This window comes from Streptomyces sp. NRRL WC-3742 (assembly GCF_000720635.1).
Lineage (GTDB): Bacteria > Actinomycetota > Actinomycetes > Streptomycetales > Streptomycetaceae > Kitasatospora.
The window spans coordinates 86,909-108,374 of sequence record NZ_JOCF01000013.1 but is presented as its reverse complement, the minus strand read 5'-3'; the positions used below and the strand labels follow the sequence as shown (position 1 = coordinate 108,374).

20 protein-coding genes, 1 tRNA gene and 2 pseudogenes are annotated in these 21,466 nt (G+C 70.1%); 14 read left to right on the top strand and 9 right to left on the bottom strand.

The window, feature by feature from the left end:
* The first annotated feature begins 877 nt into the window (after positions 1 to 877).
* Positions 878 to 3,106 carry a hypothetical protein gene (locus tag IH61_RS45785; protein ID WP_051836774.1) on the top strand — a complete coding sequence of 743 codons (2,229 nt, stop codon included), beginning with the start codon at positions 878 to 880 and terminating at the stop codon, positions 3,104 to 3,106.
* 153 nt (positions 3,107 to 3,259) lie between these two features.
* Here the strand turns inward: IH61_RS45785 and IH61_RS46895 are convergent, their stop codons facing one another.
* The 3 genes from IH61_RS46895 to IH61_RS0110720 all read right to left on the bottom strand — a co-directional run bounded on the left by IH61_RS46895 (position 3,260) and on the right by IH61_RS0110720 (position 5,105).
* Positions 3,260 to 3,400, bottom strand: a complete 141-nt coding sequence (locus tag IH61_RS46895; RefSeq protein WP_158844886.1) for a hypothetical protein — start codon at positions 3,398 to 3,400, stop codon at positions 3,260 to 3,262.
* 182 nt (positions 3,401 to 3,582) lie between these two features.
* Positions 3,583 to 3,655: transfer RNA gene (locus IH61_RS0110725), tRNA-Gln, on the bottom strand.
* 79 nt (positions 3,656 to 3,734) lie between these two features.
* A complete protein-coding gene (locus IH61_RS0110720; RefSeq protein WP_037972240.1) occupies positions 3,735 to 5,105 on the bottom strand; it encodes a hypothetical protein in 1,371 nt (456 codons plus the stop codon).
* Between the two features lie 223 nt (positions 5,106 to 5,328).
* On the opposite strand from IH61_RS0110720, the pseudogene IH61_RS50235 reads away from it, so the two are divergent.
* The 9 genes and pseudogenes from IH61_RS50235 to IH61_RS0110675 form a co-directional block, all read left to right on the top strand.
* Positions 5,329 to 5,541: pseudogene (locus IH61_RS50235) on the top strand (Arm DNA-binding domain-containing protein); the annotation flags it as partial.
* A gap of 16 nt (positions 5,542 to 5,557) precedes the next feature.
* Positions 5,558 to 6,073 (top strand): tyrosine-type recombinase/integrase, encoded by a 516-nt coding sequence (locus tag IH61_RS48395; RefSeq protein ID WP_234327122.1) that lies wholly within the window; start codon positions 5,558 to 5,560, stop codon positions 6,071 to 6,073.
* Between the two features lie 652 nt (positions 6,074 to 6,725).
* Positions 6,726 to 8,411: an ABC transporter substrate-binding protein gene (locus IH61_RS0110705; protein ID WP_031068148.1), complete on the top strand. Its 1,686-nt coding sequence runs from the start codon at positions 6,726 to 6,728 to the stop codon at positions 8,409 to 8,411.
* Between the two features lie 2 nt (positions 8,412 to 8,413).
* Positions 8,414 to 9,289 (top strand): ABC transporter permease, encoded by an 876-nt coding sequence (locus IH61_RS0110700; protein ID WP_234327121.1) that lies wholly within the window; start codon positions 8,414 to 8,416, stop codon positions 9,287 to 9,289.
* On the top strand, positions 9,286 to 10,278 hold the full coding sequence (locus tag IH61_RS0110695) for an ABC transporter permease (protein WP_031068144.1): 993 nt from the start codon (positions 9,286 to 9,288) through the stop codon (positions 10,276 to 10,278). Before IH61_RS0110700 ends, IH61_RS0110695 begins: the two co-directional genes overlap by 4 nt.
* The gene (locus IH61_RS50230; RefSeq protein ID WP_051836768.1) at positions 10,275 to 11,087 is read left to right on the top strand and encodes an ABC transporter ATP-binding protein; all 813 of its coding nucleotides are present in this window, start codon (positions 10,275 to 10,277) and stop codon (positions 11,085 to 11,087) included. Before IH61_RS0110695 ends, IH61_RS50230 begins: the two co-directional genes overlap by 4 nt.
* The gene (locus IH61_RS0110685) at positions 11,084 to 12,049 is read left to right on the top strand and encodes an ABC transporter ATP-binding protein (protein ID WP_051836765.1); all 966 of its coding nucleotides are present in this window, start codon (positions 11,084 to 11,086) and stop codon (positions 12,047 to 12,049) included. The genes IH61_RS50230 and IH61_RS0110685 overlap by 4 nt, the downstream gene beginning before the upstream one ends.
* Positions 12,049 to 13,329: an alpha/beta fold hydrolase gene (locus tag IH61_RS0110680; RefSeq protein WP_199823292.1), complete on the top strand. Its 1,281-nt coding sequence runs from the start codon at positions 12,049 to 12,051 to the stop codon at positions 13,327 to 13,329. The genes IH61_RS0110685 and IH61_RS0110680 overlap by 1 nt, the downstream gene beginning before the upstream one ends.
* 38 nt (positions 13,330 to 13,367) lie before the next feature.
* Positions 13,368 to 14,546 (top strand): M6 family metalloprotease domain-containing protein, encoded by a 1,179-nt coding sequence (locus IH61_RS0110675; protein WP_031068139.1) that lies wholly within the window; start codon positions 13,368 to 13,370, stop codon positions 14,544 to 14,546.
* Between the two features lie 75 nt (positions 14,547 to 14,621).
* Here the strand turns inward: IH61_RS0110675 and IH61_RS0110670 are convergent, their stop codons facing one another.
* The gene (locus tag IH61_RS0110670) at positions 14,622 to 15,599 is read right to left on the bottom strand and encodes a LysR family transcriptional regulator (protein WP_063763180.1); all 978 of its coding nucleotides are present in this window, start codon (positions 15,597 to 15,599) and stop codon (positions 14,622 to 14,624) included.
* Positions 15,600 to 15,944: 345 nt separating this feature from the next.
* On the opposite strand from IH61_RS0110670, the gene IH61_RS0110665 reads away from it, so the two are divergent.
* On the top strand, positions 15,945 to 16,355 hold the full coding sequence (locus IH61_RS0110665; protein ID WP_031068135.1) for a hypothetical protein: 411 nt from the start codon (positions 15,945 to 15,947) through the stop codon (positions 16,353 to 16,355).
* Positions 16,356 to 16,385: 30 nt separating this feature from the next.
* Positions 16,386 to 17,033 carry an SIMPL domain-containing protein gene (locus IH61_RS0110660; protein ID WP_031068133.1) on the top strand — a complete coding sequence of 216 codons (648 nt, stop codon included), beginning with the start codon at positions 16,386 to 16,388 and terminating at the stop codon, positions 17,031 to 17,033.
* A gap of 168 nt (positions 17,034 to 17,201) precedes the next feature.
* On the opposite strand, the gene IH61_RS0110655 is transcribed toward IH61_RS0110660, so the two are convergent.
* Both IH61_RS0110655 and IH61_RS0110650 read right to left on the bottom strand, forming a co-directional pair.
* The gene (locus tag IH61_RS0110655; protein WP_031068131.1) at positions 17,202 to 17,861 is read right to left on the bottom strand and encodes a hypothetical protein; all 660 of its coding nucleotides are present in this window, start codon (positions 17,859 to 17,861) and stop codon (positions 17,202 to 17,204) included.
* Between the two features lie 130 nt (positions 17,862 to 17,991).
* Positions 17,992 to 18,570, bottom strand: a complete 579-nt coding sequence (locus tag IH61_RS0110650; protein WP_031068129.1) for a DUF4240 domain-containing protein — start codon at positions 18,568 to 18,570, stop codon at positions 17,992 to 17,994.
* 143 nt (positions 18,571 to 18,713) lie between these two features.
* Between IH61_RS0110650 and IH61_RS49930 the strand changes: the two genes are divergently transcribed.
* Both IH61_RS49930 and IH61_RS49925 read left to right on the top strand, forming a co-directional pair.
* Positions 18,714 to 19,061, top strand: a complete 348-nt coding sequence (locus IH61_RS49930; RefSeq protein ID WP_324607594.1) for an HD domain-containing protein — start codon at positions 18,714 to 18,716, stop codon at positions 19,059 to 19,061.
* On the top strand, positions 19,018 to 19,221 hold the full coding sequence (locus tag IH61_RS49925) for a hypothetical protein (RefSeq protein ID WP_324607593.1): 204 nt from the start codon (positions 19,018 to 19,020) through the stop codon (positions 19,219 to 19,221). Before IH61_RS49930 ends, IH61_RS49925 begins: the two co-directional genes overlap by 44 nt.
* A 78-nt stretch (positions 19,222 to 19,299) precedes the next feature.
* On the opposite strand, the gene IH61_RS0110640 is transcribed toward IH61_RS49925, so the two are convergent.
* The 3 genes and pseudogenes from IH61_RS0110640 to IH61_RS50225 form a co-directional block, all read right to left on the bottom strand.
* Positions 19,300 to 19,956, bottom strand: coding sequence for a hypothetical protein (locus tag IH61_RS0110640; RefSeq protein WP_051836761.1), 657 nt, complete (start codon positions 19,954 to 19,956; stop codon positions 19,300 to 19,302).
* Between the two features lie 39 nt (positions 19,957 to 19,995).
* Positions 19,996 to 20,916, bottom strand: coding sequence for a hypothetical protein (locus IH61_RS42795; RefSeq protein WP_051836759.1), 921 nt, complete (start codon positions 20,914 to 20,916; stop codon positions 19,996 to 19,998).
* Between the two features lie 76 nt (positions 20,917 to 20,992).
* Positions 20,993 to 21,100 (bottom strand): annotated as a pseudogene (locus IH61_RS50225) (DNA helicase); the annotation flags it as partial.
* Positions 21,101 to 21,466 lie beyond the last annotated feature (366 nt).

The following is a 21,466-nucleotide window of genomic DNA, read 5'->3' as shown; positions in this document are numbered from 1 at the left end:
GTACGCCCTCGTGCCCGACGCCTGCGAGAGGGCCGCGGGGCCGGCCACGCTTCCGGGCACTGCGTCGGATCATGGCGGTGGCGACTGCACCCGCACCCAGGACGGCAACTCTGCGCGCTCGTCGCCGCGCGGTCGACAACTCCGGCATCCCTTTGTCCTTCTCGGTCGATCGTGGTGCTCCACTGTCACGATCCGGACCGCCCCTGGATACGCCACGGTGCACAGTCCTTCGCCCCGCCCTGTGCACTCGGCACCACCGCTGCCGCACCTCGCAGCGGAGGGCGCGAAGAGCGTCGTACGAAGAGCGTCGGCGCCGAACGGTCGGGCGACGGCGGCGGCTGCGGTGCGAGTGGCACCGGCACGTCACGCTCGTCACCGCGGCCCGCCTCTTCACGGCTCTGCCCCGGAGCCGCCCGGAAGTCACTGCTCGGTCATGACTCTCCGCCAACCGGCCGGCCATCGAAGGCACCACCCCCCAGGCCAAGCGTCAAGGCCCAGGCGAACCTGGGCCCCGGCCTTTCACCGACCGGCCCTTGCCGTGACCGACACCTGCACACCGCACGACAGCCGCCTCAGCCTCCAGTGGAGAGCGCCGAACTCGGCGACCTCGCCCCCCATCGTCCGCGAAACCGCCGCCGCCCACCGCGACCGCCTCGTCCGGACAACAGCCCGCTCCCCCAGCGGACTTGCACCCGAACACGCCAACCCAGTGCAGGTGCTCACCGGAAGGCGCGGCAACTCGGCGCTGCCGGAGTGAGCATCAAGCCCACAGGGACACAGGGTCGCCGCCCCACAACTGCCCCGGCCGCATGGATGTCCGAGTGATCAGTGAGACTGGCCTGGCGAAGCCAGCCAGCTCACACCACCCGGGGGACCCATGCCCGACCGTGACCCGCTCGACGGGCTTGACGACATCGACTGGGCCGAACTGAGCCATGCTTACGGTGACGCCGCGGACGTCCCCGAACTGCTGCGCGGCCTCCGGTCCTCGGATCCGGCCGAGCGCGAGGGCGCGCTGGACGCGCTCTACGGCGGCGTGCACCACCAGGGCGACGTCTACGACTCGACGCTCGCCTGCCTGCCGTTCCTCTGCGCCCTCGCCGCCGACCCGACCATCGGGGACCGGGACGGCGTACTCGGGCTGCTGGACAGCATCGGCGGGAGCGCCGACGCGTCCACGGAGTACGCGGACGAGATCCCCGACCCTCAGGCGGTGATCGCCGAGGCCAAGGAGGAGGACGACTGGTACGAGGAGGTCGGCTGGGCGTACGGGCTGCTCGCGCACGCGGCGCTGCACGACCTGCTGCCGACCACGGTGGCACTGCTCGCCGACCCCGATCCAGCCGTACGCGCCGCGGCGGCCGGGCTGCTGGCACGCCGTCACCCCTGGCCCGACGCGGTGCTGGAGCCCCTGCTCGACCAGGTGGCCGGGGAGGACGACGGCGCGGCCCGGCACGCCCACGCCGAGGCGCTCGGCGTCCTCGCCCAGCGGCTGCACGAGGATCCGCCCCTGCGGCTGCGCGGCATCCGCGCCCTCGCCCGGCTCGCCGAGCCGGGCGGGGATCCGGGCACCGAACTCGCCGCCCTCGCCGCCCTCGCCCGCCACGCGCCGGACCATCTGCCCGCAGGCACCGCCGAGCAGGCCACGGCCGCCCTGGACCGCTCCCGCGAGCGCCCCGCCGCACCGGCCCCCGAGGCCCGGCCCGACACCGGCACCCTGCTCTCCCACCTGCGCGACCTGCGCGCCTCGACCTTCGCCGAGGGTGCCGACGAACGGGTCGCCGACGCCCTGCGCGACCTCCACCAGGCGCTCGGCGACCAGGTGATGGTCCGTCACCGTCTGATCGTCCACGCGCTGCGCCACGGCGACCCGCAGAGCCCGCTGGAGGCGGTGGACCGTGCGGGCGACCTCCACAGCGGCTGGCGCCTACCGGCCCCTGCCGCCGCCGAGACGGCCGAGCTACTGGGCCGACTCCTGCGCGACCCCGACGAGGAACTCGCCACGGCCGCGGCCCGCGAACTGTGCCTCGGCCGACTGCCGCTCGCCCCCGACCTGCTGGACACCGCCGCGGCCATCGCCGAGGAGGGTAGGTTCCACACCGACTGGGGCTGGGAGCGCAACCTGCCCGGCCAGTGCCTCCAGCTGCTGGCCGCCGCAGGCGACGAACGGGGCGCCGAACTCCTCGCGCCACTGCTGCCCGGCCGCCCCGCCCCCGAGGACCTGCCGCTCTGGTGCGAGCAACTGCCGCCGAACGTCGACCTCTTCGCCGGGGTGTACGTCCGGATGCGCGAGGTCGCCGGGAGCTGCGACGCGACGGACGAGGACGGCAACCCGGACCACCACGCGCTGCGCGAACTCGGCCGCCTGCTGGCCGCCACGGCGGCCATCGACCGGCCCGACGCGCGCCGGATGGTCGGCATCATGCTGGCCGCCGCCCTCACGATCACCCAGGACACCACGGGCAAGCTGCACCACGGCCCGGCCATGGCCCTGGACCGGCCGGGCGGCCTCGGTCCCGACCTCGACCCCGAGGACACCGTGCCCCTGCTGCGGCGACTGCTCGCCGACCCGGACGGCGGGACCAGGGTCAACGCCGCCCGCGCGCTGTGGCACGGAGGGCAGGACCCGGCCGTATACCTGCCCGTGCTCGCCGAGGTGATCGCGGACACCGAGCAGTGGTGGGACAGGTTCCGCGCCCTGGAGCTGGTCGCCGTGATGGGTCCGGCAGCCGCACCGCTCGCCGAGCGGATCCATGAGGCCCTCGCCTCCGCACAGGACCGCACGGACGACGACCAGAACCTCACCCGGCTGCTCCTCGCCGCCCGGGCGACCGCACCGGCCGCCGAACCCCACGACGACCTGCTGCGCGCCCTCTGGACCCGCCGCCGCGACCTCCGACCGCTCATCGCCGCCGCCCTGCTGCGCGAGCGGACCACCCGCGCCGTGCCGGCCGGCTTCCCCGAGCTGATCCGCGCGGAGCTCGCCGACCCCCGTCACGTCCGCAACGACAGCACGAGCACCTCCCGAATGCGGTACGACACCGCGGCCGACGACGCCTTCCGGACCGGCTGCCGGGCCCTGCTCACCGAGCAGCAGCCGACCTGACCGTCAGGGGTTGCGCAGGAACTCGCGAGCGCCCCACAGTCGGGTGCGCAAGCCGCGTTGGGTACGGGTGCCAAGCCACCAGGCGCGAGCGGCAGTTGGCCGCGGATGGGCGCCTCCAGCCGAGTTCACCCACGCACCCCCACGGATCCTGCGTCACGGGCTACCGATCTCGGCGATGTCGACGCACCGAGGCTGCCGGACGAGCGTGGCGGCCACGATGTAGTGGTGGTCGAAGTCCGGCCAGCGTTCCCCGAGACCAATATCGGCAACGGTGCTGATGGCCACGAGATTCATGGCGACCTCGTCGTCGAGTTTGTTGCACCTACCAGGGACCTGGGGTCGCGGCGTCGGCACGCTCCTGGATGTCAGCGAGGTCTGCGTCGGTCAACGGATCGGCAGTAATCATCAGGCCGACAGGTCCCCCGTGTTCGATCAACTCGCCACATTCGTGCAGGCTCCGGCAAGGATCAAGGCGGCGACGAGGACAGGATTCGAACCTGCGTCCACCCGGGATCAGAGCCGGGCGCTCCTCCGCAGAGCTTCCTCGTCGCCGCCGTCGATCATCGCTGGCGCCGACCGGAGGGTCAAATGGTTTGCTGCGGCGGGCGAAAGGGCGGCCATGCCGGTGCTACAACCACTCCTGTGCGGCGGCAACCTTGCCCTTGCCCGAGAAGACCCCGGCCGACCGGAGGGCGCTGGCCATCAGGGGATCCGCGACGGCGACCCCGTGCACGAGCTCGGGCGTCCGACGGAAGGCGACGGACTCGGCCGCCGGTCTGGGGCCGGTCCAGGCGCCGGCCACCGGGTCCACGCCATGCCGGGCGCAGACCTCCTCGACCAGCGAGCGCGGACACTCCTTCTCCCCACGCAGCACTTCCCATGGCAGCGGCAGCTCTGCCCACACATAGGTGTCCGGGTGCAGCCCACCCTTGCTCCTGCGGTGCCAGTACGCCACATCGGCCGCCATCAGGCGCGGCACCTTGCCGGGGCAGATCCGGTCCAGGACATCCGTCCGGCCCAGCTCGGTCAGCAGCGCCAACCAGTGCGCCCGCGCCGTGTTCCATGCCTGCGCGGCCTGGTTCCAGGTCGACGAGTCGTTGCCCCGGCGCACGATCATGCTGTCGCGCTCCAGTGGGCAGCGATCCCAGGCGTCCTCCAGCAGCCCGGCCACCTCCCGCAGGAAGCGGGTCCAGCGGGTCAGCAGTTGGTTGAGCTCCTCGTCGGACAGCCTCCCCAGCACATCCGCCGTCGGATGCACGTGCGCGACCGCGTACCAACGGGTCTGCTCCGGGTGGGCCCGCAGTCGCCCGTACAGCGCGTCGGCGACCTCGTCGTACACCTGCCGCTGCCTGCCGTTGGTGAAAACGCTGCGCATGTATCCCCGTGCCGTGACGTACGCGACGAAAGCCGCGGTGTCCTGGTCAGCGGCAAACAGCTCGTACGGCAGCGTGTGGGCGAACGCGCCCTTGCCCGTGATGGTGATCTCATGGCGGCGCCGCTCGTGGATGAGCCGCGCCAACTTGGCCTCCATCCGACAGAGCAGCCGGAAGCGCTTGTTGTACTGACGCTTGGACAGCTCGCCCAGTCCGGCTTCGGCACGCCCGGCACGGTCCAGCCGGTCCCTGCCGAAGTCGTTGTCCCCGTAGGTGCGGCAGATCTCCTGCCCCGCGCGGCGGATCACCTCCTCGATCCGCCCAGGGTCGTCCGCCACACCGGCCGGGAGGTCCGTCACGCTGGCGAACAGGCTTTCCGCGCGGGCGAGTTGACGCTGAGCGCCGACCGGCCGGGCAAAGCCTTCCAGCATGGAGGTGTAGCCGTGCCACAGTCGGCTCAGCGAGTGCTCGGCGGCCTTGGCGAGAGCAGCCTCAGTGGCCGGATCAAGGCTGGCGCCCTGGGCCGCGTACAGGTCCTGGGTGAGCTGGGCCACGTCCTCCGGACGCTTGCGCAGCTTCAGAGTGGCGTGCAGCTCCCTGAGCAGCTGTTCGATGGCGGACGGCATGCGCCTCACCCTGGCATCACCCCCATCGAAGCTCCACCCATTATCCGACTGGAGGACTGAGAGGGAAGGCTGCGGCATTCCGGGCGGTGTGTCGTCTTGAGCGTGTATTCGCCGGCTGGCTCTGAGCGCTTCGTGCTCCTCCCCGCACGCTCTGCCGCCGCACCGGAAACAGCAGCCACTCTTGCCCCAGAGGAACCACCCAGTCCGAGAGAAGGGGAAGCTCATGGGACAGCGTGCGCCGCGGGGTCGGGTCTACCAGCGGTGTGGTTGTTCGGACGGTTCGGGGAAACAGTTGGGGCCGTGGTGTCCGCGGCTGGCGGGGGATCTGAAGCACGGGAAGTGGACGTACTGCGTCGACCTGGCCTCCGAGGACGGGAATCGCAAGACCCGCCGGCGCGGTGGGTTCGCCACCCGCGCCGAGGCGGCCCGGGAGATGAAGGCGGTGCTGAACGGTGAGCTGCGCGGGGGCCAGGGTGGCCGCGCAGCGCAAGGCCAGCCGCGGACGGGTCACGGTCTACCGGGTGGTCCCGACGCTGCGCAACGCCCTGAACCACGCCGTGCGCACGTGGCGGCTGCGCTACAACCCAACCAAGCACTCCGTCCCGCTCAGGCCCCGCGCCGAAAAGCGCACCTGCTGGACCTCCGAGGAGGCCGCGGCGTTCCTGCGCCACAACACGGAGCACTACGCCGACCGGCTGAGTGACCTGTTCGAGGTGATGCTCGGCACCGGCATGCGCCGCGGCGAGATCCTGGCCCTGCACTGGTCCGACGTGCACCTCATGGACCGCCAGCTCTACGTCCGCTGGACCCTCGCTGCCGTCAACAACAACGGCATCCTCTTCCGCAAGCCCAAGACCGACGCCAGCCGCGCCTGGATCAGCCTCTCCTCCGCGCTCGACCGTGCGGACGCCGAGGTGGCCGACAAGCCCGCTTCATCGGTCGACCACCACTTCGGCAAGGCGGCGTGAGCGGTCGGGTGTCAGGCCCTCGTCCGCGGCCGCTGATCGGCCGAGCACGAGCCACCAGTGTCGGCACGGTCGAGTTCCTCCTCATCGGTGCCCGGCCGGAGGAGCCCGAGCAAGTCCTGCGCAGCCCAGTCCAGAAGCGTGAGCGCGACGGGAACAGGCAGCCGGGCATCACGTCGGAAGGATTCCTCCTTCCGGACGGCCTCGCTGAACCAGACGAACGTGTCGTCATCGAGCAGGTCAGGGTGGCAGGCGACTGCGTCCGCGAGCCACCCCGCGTCGGGGAAGGCGACCGAAGCGGCCCCCGGCAAGCTGCCGTTGTCCGCGGCGCGGGCGACGGCGCGGCGGGCGGCGGGTCCGCCGGTGCGGCAACCGCGTGCCGTGGTCGGACGGGCAGGAATCGGCTCTCGAGGCCGCACCGCCACCAGCTACTGCCGCACGTGGCACGTCGTCAACGCGCCGAATCTGCCCAATCGGTACGTCAGGCATCGTGAGCGACAAAGCCGAATCGGCGCAAGTCCGCGCCGTCTGCGGCGAGGTACCCGAGCGCGAAGGCCATAACACCATGTGATGGGGTGCTGGGATCTTCTGGGCGGCTCCCCGGTCGGCCACTCTTCTGGGACGCATGAAATGTCACATCGTGCAAGGAGGAGACGTGACGCGGCGAAGAGCGGGACTGGCCCTCGCGGCGGCCCTGGGGCTGCTGTCGGTTGCCGGCTGTACGGGGTCCGGCGGCGGCGCCTCGGCCGGACCGAACGCGGTAGCGGTGAAGGGCGGCACGCTGCACGTGCTGTCCACGCTCGACCTGGAGCACCTGGACCCGGCGCGCAACTACGTCACGTCCTCCCAGGACGTGGGCCGGCTGATCTACCGGACGCTGACCACCTTCACCGCCGCCCCCGGCCAGGCGGGCGGGACGGTCGTGCCGGACCTGGCCACCGACACCGGCCGCCCCAGCGACGGCGCGAAGACCTGGACCTTCACCCTCAAGTCCGGCGTGAAGTTCGAGGACGGCCGGCCGATCACCAGTAAGGACGTCAAGTACGGCGTGGAGCGGACCTTCGCCGCCGAACTGCCCGAGGGCCCACCGTACGCCCGGATGTGGTTGGTCGGCGGCGACGCGTACAAGGGCCCCTACAAGGACCCGGCCGGGCTCGCCGCGATCGAGACGCCCGACGACACCACCCTCGTCTTCCACCTCAAGCAGCCGGTGGCCGACTTCGGCTCGGCGGTGTCGCTGCCGATGTTCGCCCCGGTGCCGCAGGACAAGGACACCGGCGTCGGCTACGACTCCCGACCGTTCGCCTCCGGGCCGTACCGGATCGACGGCTTCGACCCCAAGAAGCGGCTCACCCTGGTCCGGAACACCAGTTGGGACCCGGCCACCGACGCCGTCCGCAAGGCCCTGCCCGACAAGGTCGTCATCGATCTGGGTCTGGACACCGCGGTGGTCGACCAGCGGCTGATCGCCGGGCAGGGCGAGGACGCGAACGCGGTCGCGCTGGAGCCGATCGGCCCCGCCTCGGTGGGCCGGGTGCTGAACGACCCGCAGCTGAAGAGCCGGCTGGTCGTCGGCGACTCGATCAACACCCGCTACCTGAGCATCAACACCAGGCACAAGCCGCTCGACGACGCCAGGGTTCGCCAGGCCATCGCGTACGCGCTCGACAAGGACGCCTTGCGCACCACCCGCGGCGGCCCGATCGCCGGCGACCTGGCCACCAGCCTGCTGCCGCCCTCCCTCGGCTACCAGGCCGAGGACCCCTACCCCAGCAAGGACGGCAAGGGCGACCCTGACAAGGCCAAGGCGTTGCTCGCCGAGGCGGGCCACGCCGCCGACCTCACCCTGACCCTCGACGCCCCCGCGACGACCGCCGGCAAGGCGCAGGCCGAGGCCGTCCAGGCATCGCTCGGCCGGGCCGGCATCACCGTGAAGATCGACGAGATCAGCTCCTCGGCCTTCTACAGCACGGTCGGCAACACCGAGCAGGAGCACGACCTCGTGATCGCCGGCTGGTCCCCGGACTGGCCGGGCGCCTCGACCTACCTGCCGATCGTCTTCGACGGCCGCCTGATCACCCCTCAGGGCAACAACAACTACGCGCAGTACGACTCCCGGGCCGTCGACACGCGGATCGACGAGATCGCCAAGCTGGGCGACCCGGCCGCGGCCCGGACGGCGTACGGCCAACTCGCCGAACAGATCGCGCAGGACGCCCCGGTGGTGCCGTTCCTGTGGGACAAGGCGCCGGTCCTGATCGGCCCGAACATCACCGGAGCGTACGGGCACATCACCTACGTCGGGCGGCTCGACCTGGTCTCCCTGGGGTTGCGAAAGTGACCGTGACCCGACGACTGCTGGCCCAGCGCTCGGCCGCGCTCGCGCTCGCCGTGGTGGCGGCACTGGTCCTGCTCGCGCTCGCCGCGCCGCTGGTGAGCTGGCTCACCGGCAGCCCACCGACCGCCTTCCACGGCGATGCGGTCGACCCGGCGCTCGGCGGCCTGCCGCGCGGCGCCGCGGGCGGGATCAGCACCCACCACTGGCTGGGTGTGGAGCCGGTCAACGGCCGGGACGTGCTCGCCCGGGTGCTGTACGGCGCACGGGTGTCCCTGCTGATCGCCGTCCTCGCGACAGCCCTCTCGGTGGCGCTGGGCACGGCCCTCGGGCTGATCGCGGGCTTCTTCGGCGGCTGGGTCGACACCGCGATCGGACGCACCATGGACCTGCTGCTGTCCTTCCCCAGCCTGATCTTCATGATCGCGCTGATCTCGGCGGCGCCCGGCACCGACCGCCGGCTGCTCCTGGTCGTGGTGCTCGGCTTCTTCGGCTGGCCGTACGTCGGGCGGATCGTGCGCGGGCAGGCGATGGTGCTGGCCCGCAACGAGTTCGTCGCGGCCGCCAGGGTGCTCGGCGCCTCCCGCCGGACGCTGCTGCTGCGCGAGGTGTTGCCCAACCTGACCGGTCCGGTCCTGGTGGTGGCGACCATGTCGATCCCCGGCTGCATCGCCACCGAGGCCGGCCTGTCCTTCCTCGGCGTGGGCGTCCAGGCCCCAACCCCCTCCTGGGGCCAGATGATCGCCACCGCCGTGCCGTGGTACGCCGCCGACCCCGCCTACTTCCTCATCCCCGGCGTCTTCCTGTTCGTCACCGTGCTCGCCTTCAACGTGCTCGGCGACGCCGTCCGCGACGCGCTCGACCCCCGGAGCCAGCGACGATGATCCTCTACCTGCTGCGCAGACTGGCCGTCACGGCAGCCATCCTGCTGGTGATCTGCGCCGCCACCTTCGCCATCTTCTACCTGATGCCCGCCGACCCGGCGCAGGGCGCCTGCGGCAAGGCATGCAGCCCCGAGCGGATCGCCCAGATCCGCACCACCCTCGGGCTGGACCGCTCACTGCCGGCCCAGTTCGGCGACTACCTGAGCGGCATCGTCTCCGGACGCACCTACGGCACTGGGGCGCAGGCCGTCGGCTGCCCCTTCCCGTGCCTGGGGTTCAGCTTCCAGACCGACCAGCCGGTGTGGCAGTCGCTCACCAGCCGGCTGCCCGTCAGCTTCTCGATCGCCATCGGCGCGGCCGTACTGTGGCTCGTGGTCGGCGTCGGAGCCGGCGTCGTCTCGGCCCTGCGGCGCGGCAGCCTGTGGGACAAGGCGGCGATGACGGCCGCCCTCGGCGGGGTCTCGCTGCCGATCTACTTCACCGCCCTCGTGCTGCAGTACCTGCTGGTGGTGCAGCTCGAGCTGCTGCCCTACCCGCAGGTCGTGGCGTTCACCGACGACCCGGTCGGCTGGGCGCAGTCGATGCTGATGCCCTGGATCACCCTTGCCATGCTGTACGCCGGGATCTACGCCCGGGTCACCCGCAGCGAGCTGCTGGAGAGCCTCGGCCGGAACTACGTGCGCACCGCCCGCGCCAAGGGCCTGCCCGAGGTCACGGTCCTGCGGCGGCACGCGCTGCGCCCCGCCCTGATGCCGATCGTGACCATTTTCGGCATGGATCTCGGCGCACTGCTCGGCGGCGCGCTCATCACCGAGTCGGTGTTCGGTCTGCCCGGCGTAGGAAAGCTCGCGGCCGACGCCATCGCCTCCGCCGACCAGCCCGTGATCCTCGGCGTGACGCTGTTCGCGGCCTCCTTCGTGGTGCTCGCCAACCTCCTGGTGGACCTGGTGTACGCCGTCCTCGACCCGAGAGTGAGGGCCGTCGGATGAGTCTGCTGACGGTACGCGACCTGACCGTGGAGTTCCGCTCGGGCGTGCGCGCTGTGGACGGCCTCGACCTCGACCTGGACGCCGGACAGGTGCTCGGCGTGGTCGGCGAGTCCGGCAGCGGCAAGTCCGTCACCAGCCTGGCCGTCCTCGGCCTGCTGCAAGGCGCCCGGGTCGGCGGCGAAATCCGCTTCGACGGACAGGAGTTGACGACGCTCGGCGGACGTGCGCTGCGCCGCCTGCGCGGCAACCGGATCGCGATGGTCTTCCAGGACCCGCTGTCCTGCCTCAACCCGTACTACTCGGTGGCGTTCCAGATCGCCGAGGCGCACCGGGCACACCACCGCAGCTCGCGCAGGCAGGCGCACCAAGTGGCGGTGCGCATGCTGGACCGGGTCGGCATTCCCGAGCCGGAGCGGCGGGCGAAGGCATACCCGCACGAGTTCTCCGGCGGGATGCGCCAGCGGGTGATGATCGCGATGGCCCTGTGTCTGGAGCCCGACCTGCTGATCGCCGACGAGCCGACCACCGCGCTCGATGTCACCGTCCAGGCGCAAATTCTCCAACTCCTATGCGAACTCCGGGAGGAGGCCGGCACCGCCGTCATGCTGATCACCCACGACATGGGCGTGGTGGCCGGACTGGCCGACCAGGTCGTGGTGATGCGCCAGGGCCGCGCGGTCGAGCGCGGCCCGGTCCGGGACGTGTTCCACCGGCCGCACCACCCGTACACCCGCGGCCTGCTGGCCTGCGTGCCGCGGATCGACGGCCCCCTGCCGGACCGACTGCCCACCCTGGGAGCCGCGGAATGAGCCTGCTCGACGTACGGAACCTCAGCAAGAGCTTCCCGGTGCGCCACGGCCTGACCCGACGACTGGCCGGTCACGTCGCCGCCGTCGACGGGGTCTCGCTGAGCGTCGGCCCGGGCGAAACCCTGGGCCTGGTCGGCGAGTCCGGCTGCGGGAAGTCCACCGTCGCCAAGCTGATCACCCGCCTGGAACGGCCCACCTCCGGCACCATCCACTTCGCCGGGCGCGACCTCTCCGAACTGGACGAGACGGCGCTGCGCCCGGTCCGCCGCGAGCTGCAGATGGTCTTCCAGGACCCCTTCTCCTCACTCAACCCCCGGCAGACCGTCCGCCGGATCCTCACCGCCCCCGCCCGCTACCAGGGCCTGGAGCCCGAGCAGCCGGTGGAGGAGTTGCTGGCCCGGGTCGGCCTGCGGCCCGAGCACGCCGACCGGCACCCGCACGAGTTCTCCGGCGGCCAGGCCCAACGCATCGGCATTGCACGGGCGTTGGCCCTCCGCCCGAAGCTCGTGGTGTGCGACGAGCCCGTCTCGGCCCTCGATGTCTCGGTCCAGGCGCAGATCCTCAACCTGCTCAAGGACCTCCAGGACGAGTACGGGCTGAGCTACCTGTTCATCGCGCACGACCTCGGCGCCGTCCGCCAGATCAGCACGCGGATCGCCGTGATGTACCTCGGCTCGATCGTCGAGACCGCCGACCGCGACACCCTGTTCGCCCGCCCCGCGCACCCGTACACCCACGCGCTGCTGTCCGCCGTGCCGCTGCCGGACCCCGATCTGGAGGCATCCCGGGAGCGGATCGTGCTGCGCGGCGACCTGCCCAGCCCGCTCGACCCGCCAAGCGGTTGCCGCTTCCGCACCCGCTGCCCCAAGGCCGACGACCTCTGCGCCGCCGACCGCCCGCAGTTGCGAACGATCGCCCCCGGACAGCAGGTCGCCTGCCATCACCCCGAGAGGACACCGTGATCCAGTCCAGCTACCGCTTGCCAGGGCTCGCGGTGACCGACCACGTCTTCACCGTGCCGCTCGACCACACCGACCCCGCCGACGCGACGATCGAGGTGTTCGCCCGGGAACTGTGCGATCCGGCGAAGTCCGACCACCGGCTGCCCTGGCTGCTGTACCTCCAGGGCGGCCCCGGCGGCAAGTCCCCGCGCCCACTGAACGCCACTGGCGGCTGGCTCGGCCACGCCCTGAAGACGCACCGGGTACTGCTGCTCGACCAGCGCGGCACCGGCCGCAGCACACCGGTCACGGCACGGACCGCTGCCCGGTTCGGCTCCGCCCGGGAACTGGCCCACCATCTCGCCCACTTCCGCGCCGACTCGATCGTCACCGACGCGGAACTGATCCGACGCCAGTTGTGCGGGGACCAGCCCTGGGAGACCCTCGGGCAGAGCTACGGCGGCTTCCTCACCCTCAGCTACCTCTCCACCGCCCCCGAGGGCCTGCGCGCCTGCTACATCACCGGCGGCCTGCCCGGCCTCGACGCCACCGCCGACGACGTCTACGCCGCCACCTATCCCCGGGTCCGGGAGAAGACGACCGCGTACTACACCCGCTACCCCGCCGACCGCGAACTCCTCCGCAGGCTCGCCGACCTCCTCGACCGGCACCCGGCCCGCCTCCCCGACGGCGACCGGCTCACCGTCCGCCGGCTGCGCGCCCTCGGCCTGATACTCGGCATGGGAGGCGGCGCCGAACGCCTGCACTGGCTGCTCGACGAGGCGCTCGACCCGGACGGCGAACCCTCGGCCACCTTCCTGCACCAAGCGATGAACCTGACCTCGTTCACCGACAACCCGCTGTTCGCCGTCCTCCAGGAATCCATCTACGGCCACCTCGGCGCCGCCACCGGCTGGGCCGCCGCCCGGGCGATGGCCGAACACCCCGAGTTCGCCGAGAACGCCGACCCGCTGCTGCTCACCGGCGAGATGTTCTACCCCTGGATGTTCGAGGAGATCGCCACCCTCCGCCCGTTCGGCGAGGCCGTCCACCTGCTCGCCGAACGCACCGACTGGCCCGACCTCTACGACCCGGCCCGCCTCACCGCCAACCGGATCCCCGTCGCCGCCGCCGTCTACCACGACGACATGTACGTCGACGCCGGTCTGTCCCTGCGCACCGCCCGCACGGTCGGCGCCATGCGCACCTGGGTCACCAACGAGTGGGAGCACGACGGCGTGACCGCCTCCGGCGACCGCGTCCTCGCCCGCCTGATGGACCTCGCCGCCGGCCGCAGCTGACTTACGCCACCCCCTCCCGTAGGAAGAGGAACCCGGAGATGAGACTCAAATCCCTCGCCGCCGCCCTGGCCGCGGCCCTCCCAGTGATCGCCGCCACCCCGGCCCTCGCGGACACCACCCAGCCCACCACCTCAGCCCCGGCCGCCAACTGCGCCCTGCCCGGCAGGACCGGATGGACGGACGAGGGCCTGGGCACCGACTACACCCAGTTCCAGCAGCCGCTGGGCACCAAGCACGTCCTCATGCTGTTCGTCGACTTCCCCGACGCCCCGGCCACCGGATCCCTCACCGACTACTACCGCCAACTCGCCCCGGCGGCCGACTGGATGAAGCAGGACTCCTACGGCCGCACCCGACTGGACATCACACCGCTGAACCGCTGGATCCACATGCCCCAGGAGTCCGCCTCCTACGGCTTCCAACGTGGCATCGGCTTCGAGCAGCACGAGCTGTACGTGAAGCAGGCCGTCCAAGCCGCCGACCCGTACGTCGACTTCTCCGCGTACGACATGCTGTACATCGTCCCCGCCAAGTCCGCCTCCGCGATCACCTTCTCGCCCACCTACCTCTACGACCCCACCACCGCCGGCATCACGGCCGACGGCAAGCGGATCAAGTGGGCGATCACCTTCGGCCAGGACATGTACCGCTGGGGCTACAAGGTCGCCGACCACGAGACCTCCCATACCTTCGGCCTGCCCGACCTCTACGCCTTCACCGCCGCCGACGTCCACCGCTACGTCGGCGGCTGGGACCTCATGGGCGACATCGCCGGACCCGCACCGCAGCACACCGGCTGGGAACGCTGGAAGTTCGGCTGGATCGACGACCACCAGGTCGCCTGCCTGCCCGCCTCCGGCAGCCGCACCGTCCACCTGAAGGCCGTCGAACGACCCGGCGGAACCAAGATCGCGGTGATCCGCACCGGCGAGAGCACTGCGTACGTCGCCGAATCCCGCCGGGCTGTCACCGGGGACGCCAAGGCATGCTCCACCGGCGTGCTCATCTACAAGGTCGACACCTCCACCCAGACCGGAAACGGTCCCGTCCAGGTGGTCGACGGCAACCCGGGCGCCACCCCGCCGAACGGCTGCACCGGCCTCGACATGGCCGCCTACCGGCCCGGCCAGTCCTTCACCGACCCCAGCACGGGCGTGAAGATCGACGTGCTGCGCCGCGGGCCGCTCTCCGACACCGTCCGGATCACCAAACAGTAGATCCGCTTGATCAAGAGTTCCCCACACCACAGGTCACGTCCCAGGCCAGGAACGCGGTCCGCGGGGGGCCACCACTCAACAGGCCGCCACACCCTGGGCCGGCGTGGCGGCCCCCTGGCGTTCAAGCCAGCTCCGGTAAACCCCGCTGCGAGCGGCTGCCATCCGGTACGCCTCGGTGACGGTCTCCACGAGCGAGGGGCCCAGCGGCGCCAGCGGCCCCTCCTGGTGCCAGGCGAGCAGATGCCGGTACCAGAGCGGATTGCCGGCGATCGGCCGTACGGAGATGCCCGGCATCTCCTCGAACGTGGCCTGACAGAAGCTCACCGCATGGCCGCCGCGGACGACGTCCAGGACGAGCCGGCCTTCCACCTCATGGACGACACGCAGACGATGGCCCAGGACGAACAGGGTCCTGGACCAGTACTCACGGATCCGGTCGTTGTCCGGACGGGGAGCAGCCCAATCCTCGTCCTCAAGGTCCTCCAGCGCGATCTCCTCCAACGCCGCCAGCGGATGAGCCGCAGGCAGCGCCACGAAGAGCGGTTCGGAGGCGATCGGCTCGACGGCAACACCGACAGGAGGCGCGAGTTCGTAGCCGGGGCTGTCGCCCACCACAGCCGCTTCGAGACGGCCGCCCGCGATGTCCTCGACGAGCGGGACCGGGCACCCCTGGCCCCGCGAACTGATCTCGGCCTCCGGATGGTGCGACCTGATCGCCGTGATCAACCCGCCGAGCAACGGAGCGTTGACGGAGCCGAGCCGGAACCGGCGCGGCGAGCAGTCCGTCTGCGCGGCGAGGGCGGTGACCGCCAGCAGTTCGTCGAAGGTCGGCAACACCGCCCGTGCCCTGCCGAGGACCACCTCCCCGAACGCTGTCGGGACGACCCCCGACGGCGCGCGGCTGAACAGCTCGCCACCCAGCACCCGCTCGATCCGCGTCAACTGGGCGCTGAGGCCGGGCTGGGTCAGCCGCAAGGACGCGGCGGCCCTCGTCAGGCTGCCGCTGTCCGCGATGCTGCAGATGATCCGGAGGTGCCGGAGTTCGAGCTCCATGGCGAGATGGTATGGAGATCGGATGCAGTCGAATAGGGGTACGTCGGTAATACGCCGGACGTCCATCCGAAGCCCGTTCGACCTCGGTCGGCACAGTTGTCTCTCCGAGCTCTGGTCACGGACGAACCGTGGCCTTCCTCCACAGGGCCTTCTTGTTACTCAACCACCATGAGCTCAACGCGAGTTGGAACTCATCGGCGGAAGTGGCACTGCGAAGTGCCGACGGTGACTCAGTGTTTACTCTGCGCACGAGGGTCCGTTTCCGATCATCGGCGTCCATAGGCGCTCATCAGGTGTGGTCCCAAAACGGCCCCCAGGCCGACCACCCCGCCACAGGTACTGCCTGTGATCGGGATCTGTCGGGCTTTCAGCGAGCGGCCTCATCTCAGCCCGACCGCCCTCCACCGCCAGGCCACCCTCCAGATGAACGCCCACCCCGAAGGCCAGTTGGAGGACCCGGTCTTCGCCCGCCCCGGCAACACGCCGCTGCGGCCCCAGTGGGTCCTCGACCAGCTCCGCAAGCGCACCGCCGAACTCCTGGCCGTCGTCTCCAAGACCCTGCGCCACTCCACCCTCGCCACCACGATCAACCTCTACGGCCACCTCTTCAGCTCCGCCAAGGTCACCATGTCGGACACGCTATCGACCGGCAGGCCGCCAAGGTCAGGGCCTCCCCGCGAGCGACCCAGTCATCTGCGTCGTCCTCCAGCCAGCGCCGGCAGCCCAGCTCTCTTGCCACGGAAATCCACCTGCTGACATGCATACCCGGCTGGTTGGATGCATGCCATGAACGGCACTCAATCCATAGAGAACCCCTGGGGCATGTCCGTCTTCGGCGCTGCCAGCGTGGACGCCGCGCCGGACCTCGCTCGGCTGCGGGTCGCGATCAACCAGACACGGCAGAAGCCCGGTGATGCCTTTGAGGTCACCCGGGCAGCGGTCAACCAGGTCCGCGAGGCCCTGCGGAACCACAACGTCCCCGACTCCGCGGTCTCCACGTCCCAGCTGGACCTGAAGTCCTCCTGGACGTACGGCGGCGAGCGCAAGTTCCTCGGCTACGAGTGCACTGCCTCGTTCGTGATCGAGCTCCGGGAGCTGGACAGGCTGGAGACGGTCCTGGTGGACGTGGTCGACGCCGGAGCCAACCAGGTCGACGGGGTCACCTTCGACGTTCAGGCCAAGAAGGAGCTGCGAGCCAAGGCCCGCGCGGCCGCCGTCGCAGCCGCACGGGAGAAGGCAGCGCTCTACGCGGAGGCGGCCGGAGCCCGACTCGGCCCTGTCATCCACATCAAGGACATCGACTCCGACCATCTGCAGAACAGCTACCGCAGTCACCGTTCCAGCGGCGACGGCAGCGGGGACGGTGACCTCACCCCCGGCAAGATCAGCGTCTCAGCAGGAGTGGTCCTCGGCTTCTCCCTCATCAGCGGCTGACCACGCACACACTGAGCCCTGATCCGATCACCGGCCGACGATCGTAGGTAGCCCACACCGGTCCATACGAGCACCCACGGATCACCGCCTTCTGATGCCGAGCCGCCGACGCGAGGACAGTTGGCCGCGGGTGGGCACCGACAGCCCACCTGCGGCTGCCCCCGGTTCCTACGTCGTGGGGTAGCCGATCTCGGCGATGTCCTCGGCAAGGTCTGCGAGGGTCAGCTCGGCGTTGAGGGCAAGCACCACGTCATCGGTGAGCGGCCGCAGAGCACAGATATGCCGGACGGTATCCAGGTCGACTGGTACTTCGTAGTAGTCGACGGCGAAGCTCGCGTACGCCTCCGGAGATCGGTCGGCGAGGAGCCGGAACAACCAGTCGGCCCCGTCGGGGTCGACATGGCCCTCCGGGAAGTCGATCTCCCCCGTCTGCCAGCTCTCATCAGTCGTCCTACGCCACAGGCAGGCCGTCACCGTCGGAACGCCGTCGTCGCTGAACGCGGGTTCCTCGACGCACGACCGGAACTCTTCCGGAACGGAGTCCACCACGCCCGGCCACACTCCGTCCTCGGCGTAGGGGCTCATCGGCGACTCATGGTCGAAGCCCCGGACGTACACACCGGCCGGAGCGAAGACGATCGAGTATTCGTCCCCCGAACCGTTGCGCATCGACGCCATCTCCTCCGTCGGCGACCACCGCGCGTCGAAGGAGTAGTAGCGCGAGGACCAATCGGGGCTGAGGATTGCATCCAGCATCGCCAAAGCCCGGCAGTGGTCCCGCAGGACGTCAGGATCGGGCAGAGAACGGGCGACATCGTTGACGGTCATGCCGACCATCCAAGCGGACCCCAGTGACAACCCGCACCGTCACCGCCATACCGCGCACAAGGGACGTCGGCAACCAGCCGGGACAACGGCCCCATTCGGGTAGCGACGCCCTTCAAGGTGCTGACGCGTCTCAGCCGACGGGTGACCCGAGGTAGAGGGCAGCAAGGCGGGGAAGGCGGCGGTGCATCTCGTCAGCGTCGTCGAAGTCGAAGTCCTCGCCCATATCGGACTCATGCGCCGTATCCAGATCCTGCCCGGCCCGATGGCGCTTCCACGCCTCGTACAAGGCATCAGCGTCCCCCGTGAGGCGTTCGAACGCGCGGCTGGCCACGTAGTTCACATCCTCGTCGAAGATCACGTAGTCGTCGCCCCCGGCGGCGGCTTCGATCACTGCGGGGTGGCCCGCCAGATCGTCCGGATGAGCGGCTGCCAGCTCGTACCAGTCCCGCCCGAGGGCGATCAGGCCGGCCCGGAAGTCCATGAAGCTGTCATCCGAGCAGCCTCCCCCGATGAGATAGGCGGCGGCCCACACGTCCCAGCGGTACACGGCGCCGTGCACCTCGTCGAAACGCTCCTGATAGGCGAGGATCTCCTCCTGCGGGAGCCGCGCCAACTGGTCCACCAGCGCCTCGGCGAACGCCCTGCCGTGCGGACTGCTGCTTGCGGCCCGCGCTGCCCCGATCACATTCCAGAACCCGTCGATGTCCATGACCAGCCACCCTTGCAGCAGGGTCCGACATTTAAGGGCCTACCGTGTCCCGAATGACCCCCGCGCTGCAGCGAGCCCTCACCCTGCCCGGCGACCCCGTACTGCGACCACTCCCGCGCCAGGTCGCTGTCCTCCTCGCAGAGTTGTATGCCCCACCCAGGCTCGCGGCCCACCTTCGGGCCGTCCACGATGTCGCCCACCAACTGGTCGACTGGGCCGAACGGCACTACCCCCAGCTGGACTTCGACCGACACGCCGTCCTCTTCGGAGCCGCCAGCCACGACATCGGGAAGATCCTGCGCCCCGAGGAGCTCTCCCGGCCCGGCTCCGCGCACGAGATGGCCGGCCACGACCTGCTGATCGCCCGGGGAGTCACCGAGGGACTCGCCCGCTTCGCCCGCAGCCACGCATCGTGGAACGCCCGGCATCAGCACCGACGACCTGCTGGTGAGCCTCGCCGACAAGATCTGGAAGGGCAAGCGCGTCACTGATCTCGAACAACTGATGATCGAGCGCCTTGCCGAAGCCGGCCGCCAGCGACCGTGGGAAGCGTTCGTGGCACTCGACGATGTTCTCGACCACATCGCGCAGGACGCCGAACGCAGGCTGGCCTTCCAAGCTGAGCACCCGGTCGCTCCGGGCATCGGATGAGCCTGTGAGGGTTCCGGAACTCGGCCCAGGCCCCGACGGGCAGCAGGGGCCGCAAGGATCCGAGCTCGCCGCGAGCCGTCAGAAGTCGGGGGCCCGGTGGGGGTTTGCCAGGAGCGCGCGGAAGGAGTCTCGTTCTGTCGGTAGTCCGGCTCGGCGCAGCCATGTGATCTTGTTGCCGATGTTGCCCCAGCAGTCGTCCTTGGCCGCGATGGCGCTGAGGAGTCGGTACTGGGCGTCGGTGAGGACCGCCTCGCCGGCGTTGCCGTCGGGGAAGGCGCGCAGCAGGAGCGGTCCCCAGTCGCGTTCGACGGTGAAGTCGTTGGCCATGGGCATCAAGGCCAAGGCGGCGTCCAGGACTTCTTCCAGGGTGGTGGTGCGGGCGAGCAGGGCGTGGAGGAGGGTGAAGCGGAACCATCCGTCGAGTTGGGGCAGGGGTTCGGCGTCGAACCAGTGGTCGGCGGTGTGCGGGTCCGACAGGGCCTCCAGAAGGATCGCGGTGGGGCGCGGGTCGTCGGAGGGGAGCGGGGCGAGGGCGGCGCAGACGCGTATCGCCGGATCCGGGTCGGTGAGCAGGTCGCTGGTGTCCTGTGCCCAGGCGACGAGGGTCAGAACGGCCGCAGCACGCTCCCGCCGGTCCCCGGTTGTCGTGAGGATGGTGCGAAGCCGCTCGGCGGCGTCGGGTATCCGGTCGCGGAGCCTCAGCCGGCCCCATCGAGTTCCCCGGCCCGCGCACACCCGGGGATCACATCATCAGAGACCGGAACCAAAGGTCGGTCACCAGGGCCCAGCTACGGAAGGCGAGTTGAGGCACCGCGCCCCCTGGCGCGCTCGGCTCGGGCGAAAACCCGCCCTCACAATGCACTCACAAGGCCCGGAAAACACGTCAAGGCCGCTTCCACCTCTCAGCGGAAACGGCCTCCGACCTGCGTAAACGCTGGTCGGGACGACAGGATTTGAACCTGCGACCCCTTGACCCCCATTCAGCTTCTCGGTGAGCTTGTGTGCGAAGCCCTCGACGACGGGAAGCGCGACTGCTGTGAACTGGGGAGCGTTCGTGGAGATGTCGCTTGGTTCGGAGATTTCTGCGGTCTTGAGCTCGTTGCGCAGGACTGCCCGGAGCCAGCTGACCGGAAACTTCGTGATTCCGTTTTGGGTACTGATGGTGTAGAGCAGGTCTGCTGCGGTTCCGATCCTGTCGCGTAGCCACTTGAAGGACTCGCCTGATAGGTCGACGAGGGATATCTGGTGGGCGAGCGCAAAACGTTGGGCATCCTTGGTGAAGCCGCTGGTGGAGAAGAGTACGTAGACGTAGTGGTAGCGGCGGCGCGGCCGGGCAGTGCCGTGGTCGCTGCTGGCCGGATTCCTCAGCTCGGGAAGGGCGAAGTTCTGGTTGATATCGCGAACGACGCCGTGCGCGTTGCGGACAATCGACAGACCGCAACGCTCGTTGTAGGACTTGGCCTCAAGAAACATCCGGACCGGCAGCGAGAACGCCGGCGTGAACGCGAACTGCCCGAGTACGTCGACCTGATGGCGGGCGCCGCGTCCGCGAACGGCGAGTGAGCCGTCCTGGGAGGTGGTCAGCTCGGCACGGTCGTCCCCGGTGTGGCTGAGGAGCCGGTAGCCGCTGTTGCGCAGCAGCCGGGCCAGGGCTTCTTCGAGGAGGTAGCCCTGGAGGGGCGCCTTCGTGAGCATGGTTCCCTTTGGCCAGCAGCCGCAGGGCCGCAACACGTTCTCTTGGCCCTGTGGGCTGATGGAAGCGGATGGCACGTCAGCTGGGCAGGAACGGACTGCGCTTGTTGTGCCACGAGATCGTGAGGGCATCGCGGGCGCGGGTGGTGGCGACGAAGAGCAGGGCTTTGGCCTTGCGCCGCCGACGGCACGTCCCTAAGATCGATAACCGTTCGTGTTTACTGCGTCTCACTGAGGGACAGCGCATCCGAGTCATTCGACGGGGGAGAGTAGCACGTATGGGTGAGTTCCGCGACAACGACGTCGTGTGGCATGCCTCACCTTGATTGTTGAACACTTCGCGAACTTGCGTTAAGAAACCATTCAGCTCTGTCTCGAGACCCTAGCGGCATACGAGCAGGCCGGACATCCTGCATATCCGAGCAGAGGGGCGACCCAGACGGGCGCCCACTTCCGACCGGCACGGGGGGCAGCACCCATGAGGACGGCGCTTTCGTCCCGCCCTGCCCCGACGGTCGGCCCTCCAGGCATCGGCGAGGTCCACAGCCGAGTC